This is a genomic window from Streptomyces sp. DSM 116793, assembly GCF_057320905.1.
On record NZ_CM170494.1, the window covers coordinates 6,765,695 to 6,780,113 of the forward strand.

At 71.2% G+C, this 14,419-nt stretch carries 14 protein-coding genes; 9 read left to right on the plus strand and 5 right to left on the minus strand.

Annotated elements, in window-relative coordinates:
* Nucleotides 1-37 precede the first annotated feature (37 nt).
* Together ACSMXW_RS26655 and pta are read right to left on the minus strand one after the other, a co-directional pair.
* Entirely contained in the window at nucleotides 38-1,270 is a 1,233-nt protein-coding gene (locus tag ACSMXW_RS26655) for an acetate kinase (protein WP_485799962.1), read from the minus strand.
* Nucleotides 1,271-1,534: 264 nt separating this feature from the next.
* The gene (pta, locus tag ACSMXW_RS26660) at nucleotides 1,535-3,607 is read right to left on the minus strand and encodes a phosphate acetyltransferase (protein WP_485799964.1); all 2,073 of its coding nucleotides are present in this window, start codon (nucleotides 3,605-3,607) and stop codon (nucleotides 1,535-1,537) included.
* A gap of 320 nt (nucleotides 3,608-3,927) precedes the next feature.
* On the opposite strand from pta, the gene ACSMXW_RS26665 reads away from it, so the two are divergent.
* Complete coding sequence (locus tag ACSMXW_RS26665) at nucleotides 3,928-4,953, plus strand: 6-phosphofructokinase (RefSeq protein WP_485799965.1); 1,026 nt, start codon at nucleotides 3,928-3,930, stop codon at nucleotides 4,951-4,953.
* A gap of 256 nt (nucleotides 4,954-5,209) precedes the next feature.
* Here the strand turns inward: ACSMXW_RS26665 and ACSMXW_RS26670 are convergent, their stop codons facing one another.
* Nucleotides 5,210-5,797: a transposase gene (locus tag ACSMXW_RS26670; RefSeq protein WP_485799967.1), complete on the minus strand. Its 588-nt coding sequence runs from the start codon at nucleotides 5,795-5,797 to the stop codon at nucleotides 5,210-5,212.
* Between the two features lie 287 nt (nucleotides 5,798-6,084).
* Here ACSMXW_RS26670 and ACSMXW_RS26675 point away from each other — a divergent pair, with 287 nt between their 5' ends.
* The 8 genes from ACSMXW_RS26675 to ACSMXW_RS26710 all read left to right on the plus strand — a co-directional run bounded on the left by ACSMXW_RS26675 (nucleotide 6,085) and on the right by ACSMXW_RS26710 (nucleotide 12,572).
* Nucleotides 6,085-6,267, plus strand: coding sequence for a hypothetical protein (locus ACSMXW_RS26675; protein WP_485799968.1), 183 nt, complete (start codon nucleotides 6,085-6,087; stop codon nucleotides 6,265-6,267).
* A gap of 103 nt (nucleotides 6,268-6,370) precedes the next feature.
* On the plus strand, nucleotides 6,371-6,919 hold the full coding sequence (locus ACSMXW_RS26680; protein WP_485799969.1) for a MauE/DoxX family redox-associated membrane protein: 549 nt from the start codon (nucleotides 6,371-6,373) through the stop codon (nucleotides 6,917-6,919).
* 14 nt (nucleotides 6,920-6,933) lie between these two features.
* Entirely contained in the window at nucleotides 6,934-7,476 is a 543-nt protein-coding gene (locus tag ACSMXW_RS26685; RefSeq protein ID WP_485799970.1) for a TlpA family protein disulfide reductase, read from the plus strand.
* Entirely contained in the window at nucleotides 7,473-9,335 is a 1,863-nt protein-coding gene (locus tag ACSMXW_RS26690) for an ABC transporter ATP-binding protein (RefSeq protein ID WP_485799972.1), read from the plus strand. The genes ACSMXW_RS26685 and ACSMXW_RS26690 overlap by 4 nt, the downstream gene beginning before the upstream one ends.
* Nucleotides 9,332-9,805, plus strand: coding sequence for a S26 family signal peptidase (locus ACSMXW_RS26695; protein ID WP_485799974.1), 474 nt, complete (start codon nucleotides 9,332-9,334; stop codon nucleotides 9,803-9,805). Before ACSMXW_RS26690 ends, ACSMXW_RS26695 begins: the two co-directional genes overlap by 4 nt.
* Nucleotides 9,806-10,075: 270 nt before the next feature.
* Nucleotides 10,076-11,107, plus strand: coding sequence for a helix-turn-helix domain-containing protein (locus tag ACSMXW_RS26700; RefSeq protein ID WP_485799975.1), 1,032 nt, complete (start codon nucleotides 10,076-10,078; stop codon nucleotides 11,105-11,107).
* 335 nt (nucleotides 11,108-11,442) lie between these two features.
* Nucleotides 11,443-12,300, plus strand: a complete 858-nt coding sequence (locus ACSMXW_RS26705; RefSeq protein ID WP_485799977.1) for a helix-turn-helix domain-containing protein — start codon at nucleotides 11,443-11,445, stop codon at nucleotides 12,298-12,300.
* Nucleotides 12,297-12,572, plus strand: coding sequence for a DUF397 domain-containing protein (locus ACSMXW_RS26710; RefSeq protein ID WP_485799979.1), 276 nt, complete (start codon nucleotides 12,297-12,299; stop codon nucleotides 12,570-12,572). Before ACSMXW_RS26705 ends, ACSMXW_RS26710 begins: the two co-directional genes overlap by 4 nt.
* Here the strand turns inward: ACSMXW_RS26710 and ACSMXW_RS26715 are convergent.
* Nucleotides 12,562-13,416, minus strand: a complete 855-nt coding sequence (locus ACSMXW_RS26715; RefSeq protein WP_485799981.1) for a carbohydrate ABC transporter permease — start codon at nucleotides 13,414-13,416, stop codon at nucleotides 12,562-12,564. The genes ACSMXW_RS26710 and ACSMXW_RS26715 overlap by 11 nt on opposite strands.
* Nucleotides 13,417-13,421: 5 nt before the next feature.
* Complete coding sequence (locus ACSMXW_RS26720) at nucleotides 13,422-14,378, minus strand: carbohydrate ABC transporter permease (RefSeq protein WP_485799983.1); 957 nt, start codon at nucleotides 14,376-14,378, stop codon at nucleotides 13,422-13,424.
* Nucleotides 14,379-14,419 lie beyond the last annotated feature (41 nt).

Here is a 14,419-nt window from a genome sequence, read left to right on the forward strand (position 1 = left end):
AGGTGTCGGGCCATGGCGGAGACTTTCCGGGGGGTTTTCAGGGCTTTACCAGTGCGTATGTCTGGTTCGCGATCTCCATTTCCTCGTCGGTGGGCACCACCGCCACGGCGACCCGCGATCCGGGCGGCGAGATCAGCCGTGCCTCCCCGCCCCGCGCCGCGTTCCGCTCCGGGTCCACGGCGAGGCCCAGCCCTTCCAGGCCCGCCACGACGGCCTGGCGCACCTCGGCCGAGTTCTCCCCGACGCCCGCCGTGAACGCCACCGCGTCCAGCCGGCCGAGCACCGCGAAATAGGCGCCGACGTATTTCCGCAGCCGGTGCACATAGATGTCGAAGGCGAGCCGGGCGCTCTCGTCGCCGGCCGCCCTGCGGCGCTGTATCTCCCGCATGTCGTTGTCGCCGCAGAGCCCGAGCAGGCCGCTCTTCTTGTTCAGCAATTCGTCGACCTCGTCCGCGGACATTTTGCCGACCCGCATCAGATGGAAGATGACCGCGGGGTCGATGTCTCCCGACCGCGTACCCATGACCAGGCCCTCCAAGGGGGTCAGCCCCATGGACGTCTCGACGCTGCGCCCGCCGCGCACGGCCGTCGCGGAGGCGCCGTTGCCGAGGTGCAGCACGATCACGTCGACGTCCTCGGGAGCCTTGCCCAGCAGCGCGGCGGTGGCCCGCGAGACGTACGCGTGGGAGGTGCCGTGGAAGCCGTAGCGGCGCACGCGGTGGGCGTCGGCGGTCGCCACGTCGATCGCGTAGCGCGCCGCCGCCTGCGGGATGGTGGTGTGGAAGGCGGTGTCGAAGACGGCGACCTGCGGCAGGTCGGGGCGGAGCTCCATGGCGGTGCGGATGCCCTGGAGGTTCGCCGGGTTGTGCAGCGGCGCGAGCGGCACCAGGCGCTCGATCTCGGCGAGCACGGTCTCGTCCACGACCGCCGGCTGCGTGAAGGACCGCCCGCCGTGCACCACCCGGTGTCCGATGGCCGCCAGCCGCGGCGAGTCGAGTCCGAGGCCGTCCCGGGACAGCTCCTCGCCGGCGGCCCGCAGCGCCGCCCGGTGGTCGTCGATCCGCTCGGTGCGCTCGCGGCGCTCCCCGCCCGCCGCCTGCGGGGTGTGCGCCACACGCCCCGTACTCTCCCCGATCCGCTCGATCAGACCGGTGGCCAGCCGCTCCCGGCCGGCCATGTCGATCAGCTGGTACTTCAGCGAGGACGAACCGGAGTTGAGCACGAGGACATGGCCTGGCCTGTCGCCGTCGGCCGGGGGCGATGCGTTCACGGAGGTGCGCCTTCTGGGTCGGGGACGGATGGTCGGGGAGGGACGGTCGGGGAGGGACGGTCGGGGAGGGGGAGGACGGGTGGATGCGCTGCGGCGGGGCGGGCGGACCGGCCGGAGCGGGGGCGCTCCGGCGGGGTGGAGGGGGCGCTCGGAGGCTCCCACCAACGGGTGCGGCGGGCTCCGCGGCGCCTGCGGCGCCCCGGGAGCCGGGCGTGCCCCCGGCGGCCCCGGCGGCCGCTCGGCCCGGCACGCCCCCTGCGCCGCTCACCCGGGCTGCTGCGCCTGGATCGCCGTGATGGCCACGGTGTTGACGATGTCGCCGACCAGGGCGCCCCGGGACAGGTCGTTGACCGGCTTGCGCAGCCCCTGGAGGACCGGCCCGACGGCGACCGCGCCCGCGGAGCGCTGGACGGCCTTGTAGGTGTTGTTGCCGGTGTTGAGGTCCGGGAAGATCAGTACCGTGGCGCGGCCCGCGACCTCGGACAGCGGCAGCTTCGTCGCCGCCACCGCCGGTTCCACCGCCGCGTCGTACTGGATCGGCCCCTCCGTGCTCAGGTCGGGCCGGCGCGCCCGCACCAGCTCGGTGGCCGCCCGCACCTTGTCGACGTCCGCGCCGGAGCCCGAGGTGCCGGTGGAGTACGACAGCATCGCGATCCGCGGCTCCACCCCGAACCGCTCGGCGGTGGCGGCCGACTGTATGGCGATGTCGGCGAGCTGCTCGGCGTCCGGGTCCGGGTTCACCGCGCAGTCGCCGTAGACGAGCACGGTGTCCGCCAGGCACATGAAGAACACCGACGAGACGATCGAGGCGTCCGCGCGGGTCTTGATGATCTCGAACGCGGGGCGGATGGTCGCCGCGGTGGAGTGCACGGACCCGGAGACCATGCCGTCCGCCAGGCCCTGCTCGACCATCAGGGTGCCGAAGTAGTTCACGTCCGCCACCACGTCGAGCGCCAGCTCCCTGCTGACTCCCTTGTGGGCGCGCAGCCGCGCGTACCGCTCGGCGAAGGCGTCGCGCAGCCCGGAGGCGGCCGGGTCGACGAGCTGCGCGTCCGCGAGGTCGATCCCGAGGTCGGCCGCCTTCTTGCGGATCTGCTCCACGGGACCGAGCAGCGTCAGGTCGCACACCCCGCGGCGCAGCAGCACCTCCGCCGCGCGCAGGATCCGCTCCTCGGTGCCCTCCGGCAGCACCACCCGGCGCCGGACGGCGCGCGCCTGCTCCAGCAGCTGGTGCTCGAACATCATCGGGGTGACCCGGGTGCTGCGCGGCGCCGAGATCCGGCCCAGCAGCCCGTCCCCGTCGGTGTGGCGCTCGAAGAGCCCGAGGGCCGTCTCCGCCTTGCGGGGCGTGGCCGCGCTCAGCTTCCCCTCAAGCGTGAACAACCGGGTGGCGGTGGGGAAGGTGTTGCCGGCCACCGATATCACGGGTGTGCCGGGCGCGAGCCGCGCGGCCAGGGCCAGGATCTCCTTGCCGGGCCGCTCGCCGAGGGTGAGCAGCACACCGGCGATGGGCGGCGTGCTCGCGCTGTGCGCCGCGAGCGCCCCCACCACCAGGTCGGCCCGGTCGCCCGGGGTCACGACCAGGCAGCCGGGCGTCAGCGCGGCCAGCAGGTTCGGCAGCATCGCGCCGCCGATCACGAAGTCCATGGCGTCCCGTGCGAGGCCCGCCTCGTCGCCGAGCAGCACGGTGCCGTCCAGCGCCCGCGTGATCTGCGCGACCGTGGGCGCGGCGAGCGCCGGCTCGTCGGGGAACACATGGCACGGCACCGGCAGCCGCTCGGCCAGCTCCGCGGCGACCGCGTCCCGGTCCGCCGGGGCGACCCGGTTCACGAACAGCGCGGCGATCTCGCAGCCCAGGCTCTGGTAGGCCCGGTAGGCGTTGCGCGCCTCCGCCGCCACGGACCCGTCGCTCTGGCCCCGGCCGCCGACCACGGTCAGCACCGGCGCGCCGAACTCGTTGGCGAGCCGGGCGTTCAGGGCCAGCTCGTCGGGGAGCTGGGTGTCCGCGAAGTCGGTGCCGAGCACGAGGACGGCCTCGTAGTCGCGGGCCACGCCGTGGAAGCGGTCGACGAGCCGGGAGACCAGCTCGTCGGTGCCCAGCTCGGCCTGGACGGCGGACGCCTCCCGGTAGTCCATGCCGAACGCGGTGGCCGGGTCCTGCGCCAGCCGGTACCGGCCCCGGAGCAGGTCGAAGAGGCGGTCGGGGGCCTCGTGCAGCAGCGGCCGGAAGACCCCCACCCGGTCCACCCGGCGGGTCAGCAGCTCCATGACTCCCAGCTCGACGACCTGGCGGCCGTCGCCGCGTTCGATTCCGGTCACGTACACGCTGCGCGTCACGCATGCTCTCCGTTTCTTGTGGTCTTCGGCACTGTGCTCCCGGGTACCCCGGTGACGATCCCGGTTCGCGGAGATGTCACCGGCCGGACCCGCCCGCGTCGTCCTCGGGGGACAGAGTTCACGGAAGGACGGCGTGGCCGCGCGGCGAGCGGGCCGCTGTGAGCAAAGGCCCTCTTGACAATACCGTGCCGGATCGGTAGAAGGCCCGCGGCAATGCGTCGGCGGCCGATATCGGGCGGATCCGGCGGGAGTCACCTGCCGGGCGTGAAACAATCGGATCGGCACACGGATGACAGCAGGGGAGCAGGAGACACAGCACGATGCGTATCGGAGTTCTCACCGCAGGCGGCGACTGCCCTGGCCTGAACGCCGTGATCCGGTCGGTCGTGCACCGCGCCGTGACGCACTACGGCGACGAGGTGATCGGCTTCGAGGACGGCTACGCGGGGCTGCTGGAGAGCCGCTACCGTACGCTCGACCTGGACGCGGTCAGCGGCATCCTCTCCCGGGGCGGCACCGTCCTCGGCTCCTCCCGCCTCGCCCGCGACCGGTTCCGCGCGGCCTGTGAGAACGCCCGCCAGATGGCCACCGAGATCGGCTTCGACGTTCTGATCCCGATCGGCGGCGAGGGGACCCTGACCGCCGCGCGGATGCTCTCCGACGCCGGCCTGCCCGTCGTCGGCGTCCCCAAGACCATCGACAACGACATCTCGTCCACCGACCGCACCTTCGGCTTCGACACCGCGGTCGGCGTGGCCACGGAGGCGATGGACCGGCTGAAGACCACCGCCGAGTCCCACCAGCGCGTGATGGTCGTCGAGGTCATGGGCCGGCACGCGGGCTGGATCGCCCTGGAGTCCGGCATGGCGGGCGGCGCGCACGGCATCTGTCTGCCCGAGCGGCCCTTCGACCCGGCGCACCTGGTCAAGATGGTGGAGGAGCGGTTCGACCGCGGCAAGAAGTTCGCCGTCATCTGCGTCGCCGAGGGCGCCCACCCCATCGAGGGCTCGATGGACTACAAGAAGGGCGAGATCGACCAGTACGGCCACGAGCGCTTCCAGGGCATCGGCACCGCCCTCGCCTTCGAGCTGGGCCGCCGCCTCGGCAAGGAGGCCAAGCCCGTCATCCTCGGCCACGTCCAGCGCGGCGGCACCCCCACGGCCTACGACAGGGTGCTCGCGACCCGCTTCGGCTGGCACGCGGTGGAGGCCGCGCACCGCGGTGACCACGGCCGCATGACCGCGCTGCGCGGCACGGACATCGTGATGGTGCCGCTCGCGGAGGCGGTCACCGAGCTCAAGACCGTTCCCACGGATCGGATGGACGAGGCGGAGTCGGTGTTCTAGGGCCTGTTCCCAGGGCACGCTTCGCTTCCCGGCCACGCCCGGCCGGTGCATTCCCCTGCGTACTGGGGCGTGTATCGAAAATGGATCTTGGAGCGGCTCGGTATCCGGGGCAGGCAAGCCTGGTGCGCAAGATCGGCAGCGGTCGATGGGTAGGTGCTGGTAGCAGTCGGCCATGGCAGGAGACCTGTGGACCCCGGTTATTTTCGATGGCCGGCGTGGCTGTGGGAGCGCACGGCCAGCTTGTCGTATCTCGCGGCTACGGCACGGTGCCTTTTGAGGTGGTTGATGCCGCATTCGACCGCGTGGCGCTCGCGGTAGTCGACCGGGGCGAACTTCGGCGGCCGGCCGCCGCGTGAGCGTCCGAGGCCGTGGTCGTCCGGCTCGGTGGCGATGCCGCCGAGCGGCTCCTTCTGGAGGTCCCCCTTTTCCGCGCGCCGGCGGCGTGCCGGTGGGCCCGGCAGACGGTGGAGTCGACGTTGATGTCCCAGGTGATCAGTTTCTCCGCCTCCGCCTGGGTCTGCCGCCCGGTGAAGATCCAGTGCCAGCTTCCGTTGCGCTGCCAGCGGCGGAACAGGTCGTATACGCCGCCCCAGGCCCCGTGCCGCTCCGGGACATCCCGCCACGGCGTCCCGGTTCGGGTCCGCCACCGTATGCCGTCGATCTGCTGCCGCTCGTCCATGTCGGCGGGCGTCCCGGCTTCTTGCTCTTGGGTAGCAGCGGCTCCGGGCGGGCCCCCTGCGCATCTGTAGATCTCCACGTGCCACGAATACACGCCCTGCTTCAGCTGGGCTGGGCCCGAGGCCGACTGCGTGAGGCGAAGCCATCGTTGCCGGATATTCGCCATAACTTGCCATCTGCACTACGACGCCGAGCACCACCGCCAGACCGCCGCTGCGAAGCCCGGCGCGAACACCGCGGACACGTTCCGAACGGCCGCTCCCGCCAGGCCCCGGCGTTCGGAACGCGTTCGGAACGTGTGCGGAACGCCGTCCAGCGTTGAACCGGAGCTCACCCCGCCCCAGACTCGTCACCGTTCATCCCGCCCGCTCACCGGGTCGGGTCCGGACCCCTCGCCTCCCCACCGGGCGTCTCCCTACGGGACACGAGGGGCTGTCGAAATGAGGACTGGTCATGCTCAACAGGCTCGGAAACCTCGGCACCTCCCTGCTGGAACGATTCCTCCCCGCCGTCGACGCGGACGCCCAACAGTGCATCGTGCGTTGCAACGCGGAGGGCTACTACCAGGACTACTGCTGTGACGACAACGGCAGGAACTGCCGTTGGGTCGGCGAGCCGTCGATCAACCCCTGCTGACGGCGGAGCACCGGTGACCGGGGAGGGCGTACCGCTCGGTGTGCCCTCCCTCCTTTGCAAGACGGGGCTCCCACCGACGGCCCGGACCCCGGGAGAGGCTGCAATGAACTACTTCGCTTACGGCGTGCGCGGGCTGCTGACCGCCGTGTTCCTCATCGCCGTGGTCGGCAAGGCCGGCAGGGCCGGGGCGTTCTCCGCCTTCGCCGACTCGCTGCGGCCGCTTGCCGTGGCGTCCGGGTCGGCCGTGCGGGCCGTGGCCCTCGCCGTTGTCGCGGTGGAAGGCGCCGTCTGCCTCACACTGGTCCTGCCGTACACCCCGATGACACTGACGGGTCTGCTGGCGGCCACGGTGCTCCTCGCGGTGTTCACCGTGGTCATCGCCCGGTCGGTGGGCAGGGGGACGACCGTGCGCTGCCGGTGTTTCGGCCGATCGGCCGCTCCGCTGGGCCGGACGCATCTCGTACGGAACGGGCTGCTGGCGTCCGTCGCCGGGGTGGGCGCGGCGGTGGTGGCGGTCAGCCCGGCCGGTGGATCGAACCCCGGAGTGGTCGCTGTGGCGTGGTGCGCGGGCGCGGTTGCCGGCGGCCTGGTCACCGTGCTGGAGGACCTGATGAGTCTGTTCCGGCCCGTCGCCCCTTCCGTGACTGAGTGACTGAGAGGTACTGGATGGCTGCTCTGACCTCGGCAGTGGTGCTGATCGGCATCCTGTGCGTACTGAACCTGCTGCTCACCATCGGAGTGATCAAGAAGCTGCGCGAGTACGGATCGGCCGGGCCTACGGGGTCGCTGGGCAAGGGGATGACATCACTGCGCCCCGGAGAGGAACTGCCGGCCTTCACCGCCGTGGCGGAGGACGGCACAATGGTCAGCCCGTCCTCGCTGCCGGACGAGTCACTGATCGCCTGCCTCTCCCCGAACTGCGCGCCGTGCCGCACGAAGCTGCCCGAACTCGTCGCGTACGCGGCCGCCGATCCCGGTGGCCGGGACCGGACGCTCGCCGTCGTGGTCGGCGAACCAGAGGAGTGCGAGCCTTTCGTCCGGGAGCTGAGCCCGGTGGCCCGGGTCGTCGTGGAGCCGAAGGGCGGGCCGGTGTGCGCCGCCCTGCGCGTGGACGCGTTTCCCACGATGCTGCGCATCCAAGCGGACGGGGACCGTACAGTCGTCACCGGTCAAATGGTGGACCTGGCGCGGGAGGCGTCCCCGCGATGATTGCGTCCGCGCCCGCCCGCCGAGGCGGGCTGTTGCTGGCCGCCACCCTGGTGGCCGGGGCCGCTCCGGTCGCGTGCGTACTGTACGGCGTGCTGACTCTGGCGGCCGGCCTGCTCACGGTCGCCGCAGCATGGATGACCAAGTCGGTGCTGGACAACCTGGGATCGGACACGGGGATGAGCGCGCTGCTCGTCCCGGCGCTCGGTCTCACGCTCGTCGGCGCCGTCGCCGCCCTGCTGCCGCATGTGTGCCGCTACCTGTCCGTGGAGGTGGACCGGCGTACCGCACTGCGGGCCGACGCCCGGCTCTTCACGAGGGCGGCGGGCTTCCCCGGTCTGAGCCGCTTCGAGGACCCGGACTTCCTCGACCGGCTGCAACTGGCCCGGCGGGGCGGCGGCCGCGTCCCCGCGCAGGTGATGAACGCGGCATTCGGCCTGGCCCGATCCTCGATCACGATCAGCGGCTTCCTCGGTTCCCTGTTGATGCTGAACCCGGTACTGACGATGCTGGTGGCCGCCGCCGGGGTGCCGACGCTCTGCGCGGAGGTCGCCCTTTCCCGTCGGCGGGCGGGCGTGGCCTGGCGACTGGGGGCGACGGAGCGACGGGAGTGGTTCTACGCCGGTCTCCTGGCGGATGCCGCGGCGGCCAAGGAGGTGCGCCTGTTCGCCATTGGCGGCTTCCTACGAGACCGGATGCTGGCCGAGCGGCGGACGGCCGACGCGGCCCGCCGGGCCGTGGACCGTCGGGAGGTCGCCGTGCAGTCGGGCCTCGGGCTGCTCGCGGCGCTGATGACGGGCGGGAGTCTGCTGTGGGCGGTGCGCGAGACGTACCGGGGTGGGCTGTCGGCGGGTGACGTCACGCTCCTCGTCGCCGCCATCGCCGGTACGCAGTCCGCGTTCGCCGCGCTGGCGCACGAGGCGGCCCGGGCCGGCGAGTCGCTGCTGATCTTCGGCCACTACCGGTACGTCATCGATGCCCCGCCGGACCTGGTGATCGCGCCGGCCCCCCGGCCGTTGCCCGCCCTGCGCCGGGGCATCGAGCTACGTGACGTGTGGTTCAGGTACTCGGAGCGGCACCCGTGGGTCCTCAGGGGCGTCAACCTGACCATTCCCCATGGCAGTTCGACGGCCTTGGTCGGTCTCAACGGGTCGGGCAAGACAACGCTGGTCAAACTCCTCTGCCGCTTCTACGATCCGACCCGGGGCGCCATCTTGTGGGACGGCGTCGACCTGCGCGAGGTCGATCCGGCGGAGCTGCGCGACCGGATCACCGCGGTCTTTCAGGACTTCGTGCAGTACGACCTGACGGCGGCCGAGAACATCGCGCTGGGCGACCTGGGCGCGCTCGACGACGAGGAGCAGATCGTGTCGGCCGCGCGGCGAGCCGGGGCGCACGACAACCTTGAAAGACTGCCGAAGGGCTATCAGACGCCCCTCACCAGAACGTTCTTCATGGAAGAAGACAAGGACGACCCCGAGTCGGGCGTGCTGCTGTCCGGCGGCCAGAGCCAGCGTCTCGCCTTGGCGCGGGCCTTTCTGCGGGGCACACGGGACCTGATGATCCTCGACGAACCCTCGGCGCGACTGGACGCCGAGGCCGAGTACGAGATCCATGCCTCGATCGCGCACCACCGCCGGGGCCAAACCAGCGTCCTGATCTCCCACCGGATGGGCTCGCTCCGCAACGCCGACGTCATCGTCGTCCTCTCCGGCGGGCGCATCGTCGAGCGCGGCGACCACGCCCGGCTGCTGGCGGTCGGTGGCGAGTACGCCCGGCTCTTCGCCCTCCAGGCCACGGGCTACCTGCCCGACGCCGCCGGGCCGTCCGAGGGGGCAGCGCTGACGGAGATGTCACCGTGACCGGCGGACGGGACGTCCCGGTGCCGGTGGTGGCGCTGGCCCTGGCCCTCGCGGCCTGCGGGGCGACCGCCGTCCGCCGCCTGCTCGTCGTCACCGTGCGCGGGACGAGCATGACCCCCACGCACCACCACGGGGACCGGTTGCTGGTGCGCCGTACGCGCACGGTGCGCCGGGGACAGGTCGTGGTTGCGCTGCGGCCCCGGTCGCCGGCGGTCTGGCGGGAGGACCGGCACAGTCCGCTGATCGTGAAGAGGGTGGCAGCGGTGCCGGGGGAGCCGGTGCCGCCCGGGTCCGTCCCGCCGCTCGCGGAGGGCCATGAGGGGCGGGTGCCGCCGGGCCGCGTGGTGCTCCTCGGCGACAACACCGCCGCCAGCGTGGACTCACGCCAGTTGGGCTTCTTTCCGATGGGTGCCGTACTCGGGGTGGTAACGCGGTCCCTACCCCGGCCCGAGGGCGCGCACCGTGGGTAAGCCCCGCTCGTCCGGTGGTTGTTCTCCGCGTCCGCGGCCCATGGGAACCGCACGGCCACACGGAGCACGGACCGGAACTGCTTGCCCATCGTGAGCGAGTGCCCCGGTTCATCGCAACGTATCACCCGTCCGACCTCCCCCAGTCAAAAGCACGTGCGGGAGCCCCCTGTTGTCGTACGTGTCCGAAACGGGGCTCGCGCTGTGAACGTGCGCGGACAAGGCCGAATTGCACAGGTGACCGATCGCCATCCGTAGGGCCATGCTGACGCCATGAGCCAGAGGGAAGGCTTCGCCAAGTCACCGCAGAAGCCACCGCAGCCGGTGTGCGCCAGGACCCCAGCCGAATTCACGGAGGCGCTCCGCGCGCTGCGCATCAGGTCCGGGCTGACCTACCGTGAGCTGGAAGACCAGGCCGGCGCACACACCGACCCCCTCCCGGCCAGCACGATCGCGAGTACGCTCGGCCGCACCACCCTGCCCCGGGAACGGTTCGTGGAGGCATTCACCCGCGCCTGCGGCCTCGACGAGGAAGAAGTGGGCGAATGGCTCGCGGCACGCCGCCGTATCGCCACCCACGTGTCCGCACCGACCGGGGCCGAGGCCGGTGACGTAAGCGGCTCGCCGGTATCGGCCACTGGCGCCTCCGCCCCGGCGCACGCCCCGCGGTGGCGTCGCATGGCCGGTCTGCTCGGTGCCGTGTGCGTCGTCGCCGCGGGCACACTCGGTCTCGGCAGCCGGTTCCACAAGTCGGCACCGCCTGCCCTGCCCGCGATGCCGGTGACCGGGCTGCGCATGCTGGCCGTGGGGAGCTGGGCGCGTATCCACCCCGCCCGCACGCCCAAGCTGTGCCTCACCGAAGGAAGGGACCGCACCCGCCGCTACCAGACCGCTGTCGCCGCCCAACGGCCCTGCGAGGAGGCCAGTCTGCCGCAGGTGTACCTCGAACCGGTGGGCAAGGACACGGTGCAGATCCAGTGGCACCACCCGAAGTACGGCATCGGCTGCCTCACCGTCCTGTCGAAGGGGCCGGCGCGCAACCTGTTGGAACCCCGCGACGACTGCGCCGACGACAACCGGGCCCAACAGTTCCGCATCGAGTCCTTCGGCCTGCGCGCCACCGCACATTTCCTCCTCCGTCCGGCCGTCACCGGTCAGTGCCTGAGCCTGCGCGACCAGGACACCGAGGAGGGCACGGAGATCGTCCAGGGCCGCTGTTCCGGCGCCGCCGACCAGGATTTCCTGATCGAACTGATCCCGCCTCCGCACACTGTTGCCGCACCGAAGAAATCCGGCACGACCTGAATCCGGCCACCCGGCCCGGCTCCTGGGCCGGTCGGAACGATCCCGGGGGCGGGGGCGGGGGCGGGGGCGGGGGCGGGGGCCGGGCCGGCCGCGTACGGCCGCAGCCACCCTGCTGCGGGCCTTGGCGGCGAAGGCGCCGTCGGCGAAATCTCGTTTGCCGCACTCGTCGAAGTGACGACCAAGGGAAGCCCGTCGAGCCAGCCAGCACACGCCCTAGGGGCCCGACGACCTCGTACGCCGGGCCCGCGTACGCGGGACTTTCGTGACCTCTTCCGAACACGAGCTGTTAATAGCACGGGATGTCTTCCATGGAGACGAACGGGAGGGAGCTCGGCATGACCGAAGAGGCGGGTGGCAAGGGCGGCACGGGGGGTGCGGGCCACACGGAGCCCGAGCCGTCGGACAGCCTGCGGACGTTCGGCGCGGTGGTGCAGGGGTTACGCGAGCACGCGGGGCTCAGCCGCGCGGAGTTCGCGGAACTGGTGCGGTTCTCGAAGCACACGGTGGCGTCGATCGAGCAGGGGCGCCGGATGCCGGATCCCGACTTCGTCGAGGCGGCGGAGGCGGCGACCGGCAACACGGGGGCGCTGCGGCGGGGGGCACGGCATCTTTGCCGGAGGCGGGGGTTGGCGGCGTGGTTCGGGCAGTGGGCGCAGCTTGAGACGCAAGCGATCACGCTGTGGACGTACGAGTGCCGGGTGATCCCTGGATTCCTGCAAACCGAGGCCTACGCGCGGGCCGTGATCGCGAGCGCCCCGCCGCTCAAGGACGAGGAACAGGTGGAACAGGAAGTGATCGCGCGGCTGGAACGTCAAGCACTGCTTGATCGCAGGCCCCCGGCATCCTTCAGCTTCATCGTGGAACAGGCCGTCATCGAGCGCTGCACCGGCGGCAGCGAAGTGATGCGTCAGCAGATCGATCACCTGCTGACGAAGTCGGCCCGGTTCAATGTGGAGCTTCAGATCATGCCTCTGCGACGACCGGGGCACGCAGGGCTGGACGGTACGTTGATGTTGTCGGAGACCCAAGGCAACAAGTGGTTTGGATTCGCAGAAGGGCAGCGGTGCGGCGTGCTGATCGAGGCGCCCAACGAAGTCAGCATCCTCATCCAGCGGTATGCGAAACTGCGTTCGCAGGCCCTCAACCCAGAAGACTCCAGAGACCTGTTGCAGCGACTGCGAGGAGAGCTATGAGCAGCATCGACGAGCGGGCGTGGTTCAAGAGCAGTTACAGCGGGTCCGACGCTGGCGCATGCGTCGAGATCGCCCTCACCTGGCACAAGTCCACCTACAGCAGCGGCAGTGAGGGCGACTGCGTCGAAATAGCCACCTGCCCCACCGCCGTCCACATCCGTGACTCCAAGGACAGGCGAGGCCCCAGCCTCACCCTCACCCCCACGGCGTGGGAGACGTTCCTCCCGTACGCCGCGGGGGCGGCCGAAGGCGCGGGCGCCGTCAGCCCTTGACCGCGCCGCCGAGGGCGAAGCCGCCGCCGAGCCGGCGGGCTATCAGCACGTACAGCAGGATCACCGGCACCGAGTACAGCATCGAGAACGCGGCGAGCTGGCCGTAGACGACCTGGCCGCGGTTGCCGAAGAAGGTGAAGATCGACACCGAGGCGGGGAGCTGGTCCGGGGTGAGCAGCAGCATGAAGGGGACGAAGAAGTTTCCCCACATCATGATGAAGCTGTAGATCGTCACGACGGTCAGCCCCGGACCCATCAACGGCAGCACCACCCGCACCAGGGTCTGGAGCCCGGAAGCGCCGTCCGTCCAGGCGGCCTCCTCCAGCACCATCGGCACGCCGTCCATGAAGTTCTTCATCAGCCAGACGGCGAACGGCAGTTGCGAGGCGGCGAGGAAGAGCGAGGTGCCCCACATGGTGTCGATCAGATTCACCTGCACGAAGAGCCCGTAGACCGGCACCATGACGGCGGTGATCGGCAGGCACGTGGAGAACAGGATCGTCAGCAGGTACGGGCGGGCGAACCGGCCGCGGTAGCGGGACAGCGGGTAGGCGGCGAGCGCCGCGCACACCACCGTCACCAGCGTCGCGCCGCCGCACAGCAGCAGGCTGTTGAGCATCGGCGTGAAGGTGATCTCGTCCGTCAGCACCGCACGGAAGTTGTCGAGCGACGGTGCCGAGGGCACCTTGACGCGCAGGTCCGCATGGGAGTCGACGGACGAGAGCACCAGCCAGATCAGCGGCAGCGCGAAGGCCACCGCGGCGACCAGCAGCGCGACGGTCGCGGCGATCTTGGCGCGGGTCGCACGGTGCAGCGCGGGTGCCCGCAGGGAGGACAGGGACACGGCACTCACACCTCCGCTCGGACAAGACGCAGGTACACGCTGGAGAACAGCGCCCCCACCAGCAGCAACAGCAGCGCGATCGCGGTGCCGTAGCCGATCAGGCTCTTGTTGAACGCCTCGTCGTACATCATCACCGGCAGCGTGGTGGAGCGGGTGCCGGGGCCGCCGCGGGTCATCGCCCAGATGAGGCCGAAGACGGAGAGGGTCTGGAGCGTGTTCAGCATCAGGTTCGTGCCGATGGACCTGCTGATCATCGGCAGCGTCACATACCGGACCCGCCGCCACCCGTTCGCCCCGTCGACCTCCGCGGCCTCCGTGATCTCCTTCGGCACGTCGTTGAGTGCCGCCGAGTAGATCAGCATGGAGAACGCAGTGCCCCGCCAGACGTTGGCGAAGGACACCGCGAGGATCGGCAGCGTGAACAGCCAGTTCTGGGACGGCAGGTGGAGCCAGTCCAGGATGGCGTTCAGCGTGCCCTCCCGGCGGAAGAACGCGTACAGCAGGAACGCGGCCACGATCTCCGGCAGCACCCACGCCGTGATCACGAGCGCACCGGTGAGGGTGCGCACCCACTTCACCGACCGCCGCATCAGCCCCGCGAGCACCAGGCCCAGCGTGTTCTGGCCCACGATCGACGAGATCACCGTGAAGACCAGTGTCAGCCAGACCGCGTTGCGGAACTCGGAGTCGGAGAAGGCCCGTCTGAAGTTGGCGAACCCGACGAAGTCCGTGTGCGAGGTGCCGGTGAGCTGCATGTCGGTGAACGCCGCGTACACGCAGTAGACGATCGGTCCCGCGAGGAAGAGCAGGAGCAGCACGGTCGCGGGTGTGATGGGCAGCCAGCGGAGCAGGGGGAGGGCGCGGCGGCCGGCGGGCCGCGGTCCCGCGGGTCGGCCGGGCGCCGCGGCGGGTGCGCCGCCGCGCTCCGCGTCCGCGGCCCCGACGGTCTGTGCGGCGCTCATACGGGCCTGCCCCCGGCGCGCGGGGCCCCGCCGCCCGGGCC

Bases quoted from the DNA above. Each gene is read 5' to 3' on its own strand.
- ACSMXW_RS26670 (WP_485799967.1), bottom strand. From the start codon at position 5,797: ATGGCGAATATCCGGCAACGATGGCTTCGCCTCACGCAGTCGGCCTCG.
- ACSMXW_RS26680 (WP_485799969.1), top strand. From the start codon at position 6,371: ATGAACTACTTCGCTTACGGCGTGCGCGGGCTGCTGACCGCCGTGTTC.
- ACSMXW_RS26685 (WP_485799970.1), top strand. From the start codon at position 6,934: ATGGCTGCTCTGACCTCGGCAGTGGTGCTGATCGGCATCCTGTGCGTA.
- ACSMXW_RS26690 (WP_485799972.1), top strand. From the start codon at position 7,473: ATGATTGCGTCCGCGCCCGCCCGCCGAGGCGGGCTGTTGCTGGCCGCC.
- ACSMXW_RS26710 (WP_485799979.1), top strand. From the start codon at position 12,297: ATGAGCAGCATCGACGAGCGGGCGTGGTTCAAGAGCAGTTACAGCGGG.
- ACSMXW_RS26700 (WP_485799975.1), top strand. From the start codon at position 10,076: ATGAGCCAGAGGGAAGGCTTCGCCAAGTCACCGCAGAAGCCACCGCAG.
- ACSMXW_RS26705 (WP_485799977.1), top strand. From the start codon at position 11,443: ATGACCGAAGAGGCGGGTGGCAAGGGCGGCACGGGGGGTGCGGGCCAC.
- ACSMXW_RS26720 (WP_485799983.1), bottom strand. From the start codon at position 14,378: ATGAGCGCCGCACAGACCGTCGGGGCCGCGGACGCGGAGCGCGGCGGC.
- ACSMXW_RS26665 (WP_485799965.1), top strand. From the start codon at position 3,928: ATGCGTATCGGAGTTCTCACCGCAGGCGGCGACTGCCCTGGCCTGAAC.
- ACSMXW_RS26675 (WP_485799968.1), top strand. From the start codon at position 6,085: ATGCTCAACAGGCTCGGAAACCTCGGCACCTCCCTGCTGGAACGATTC.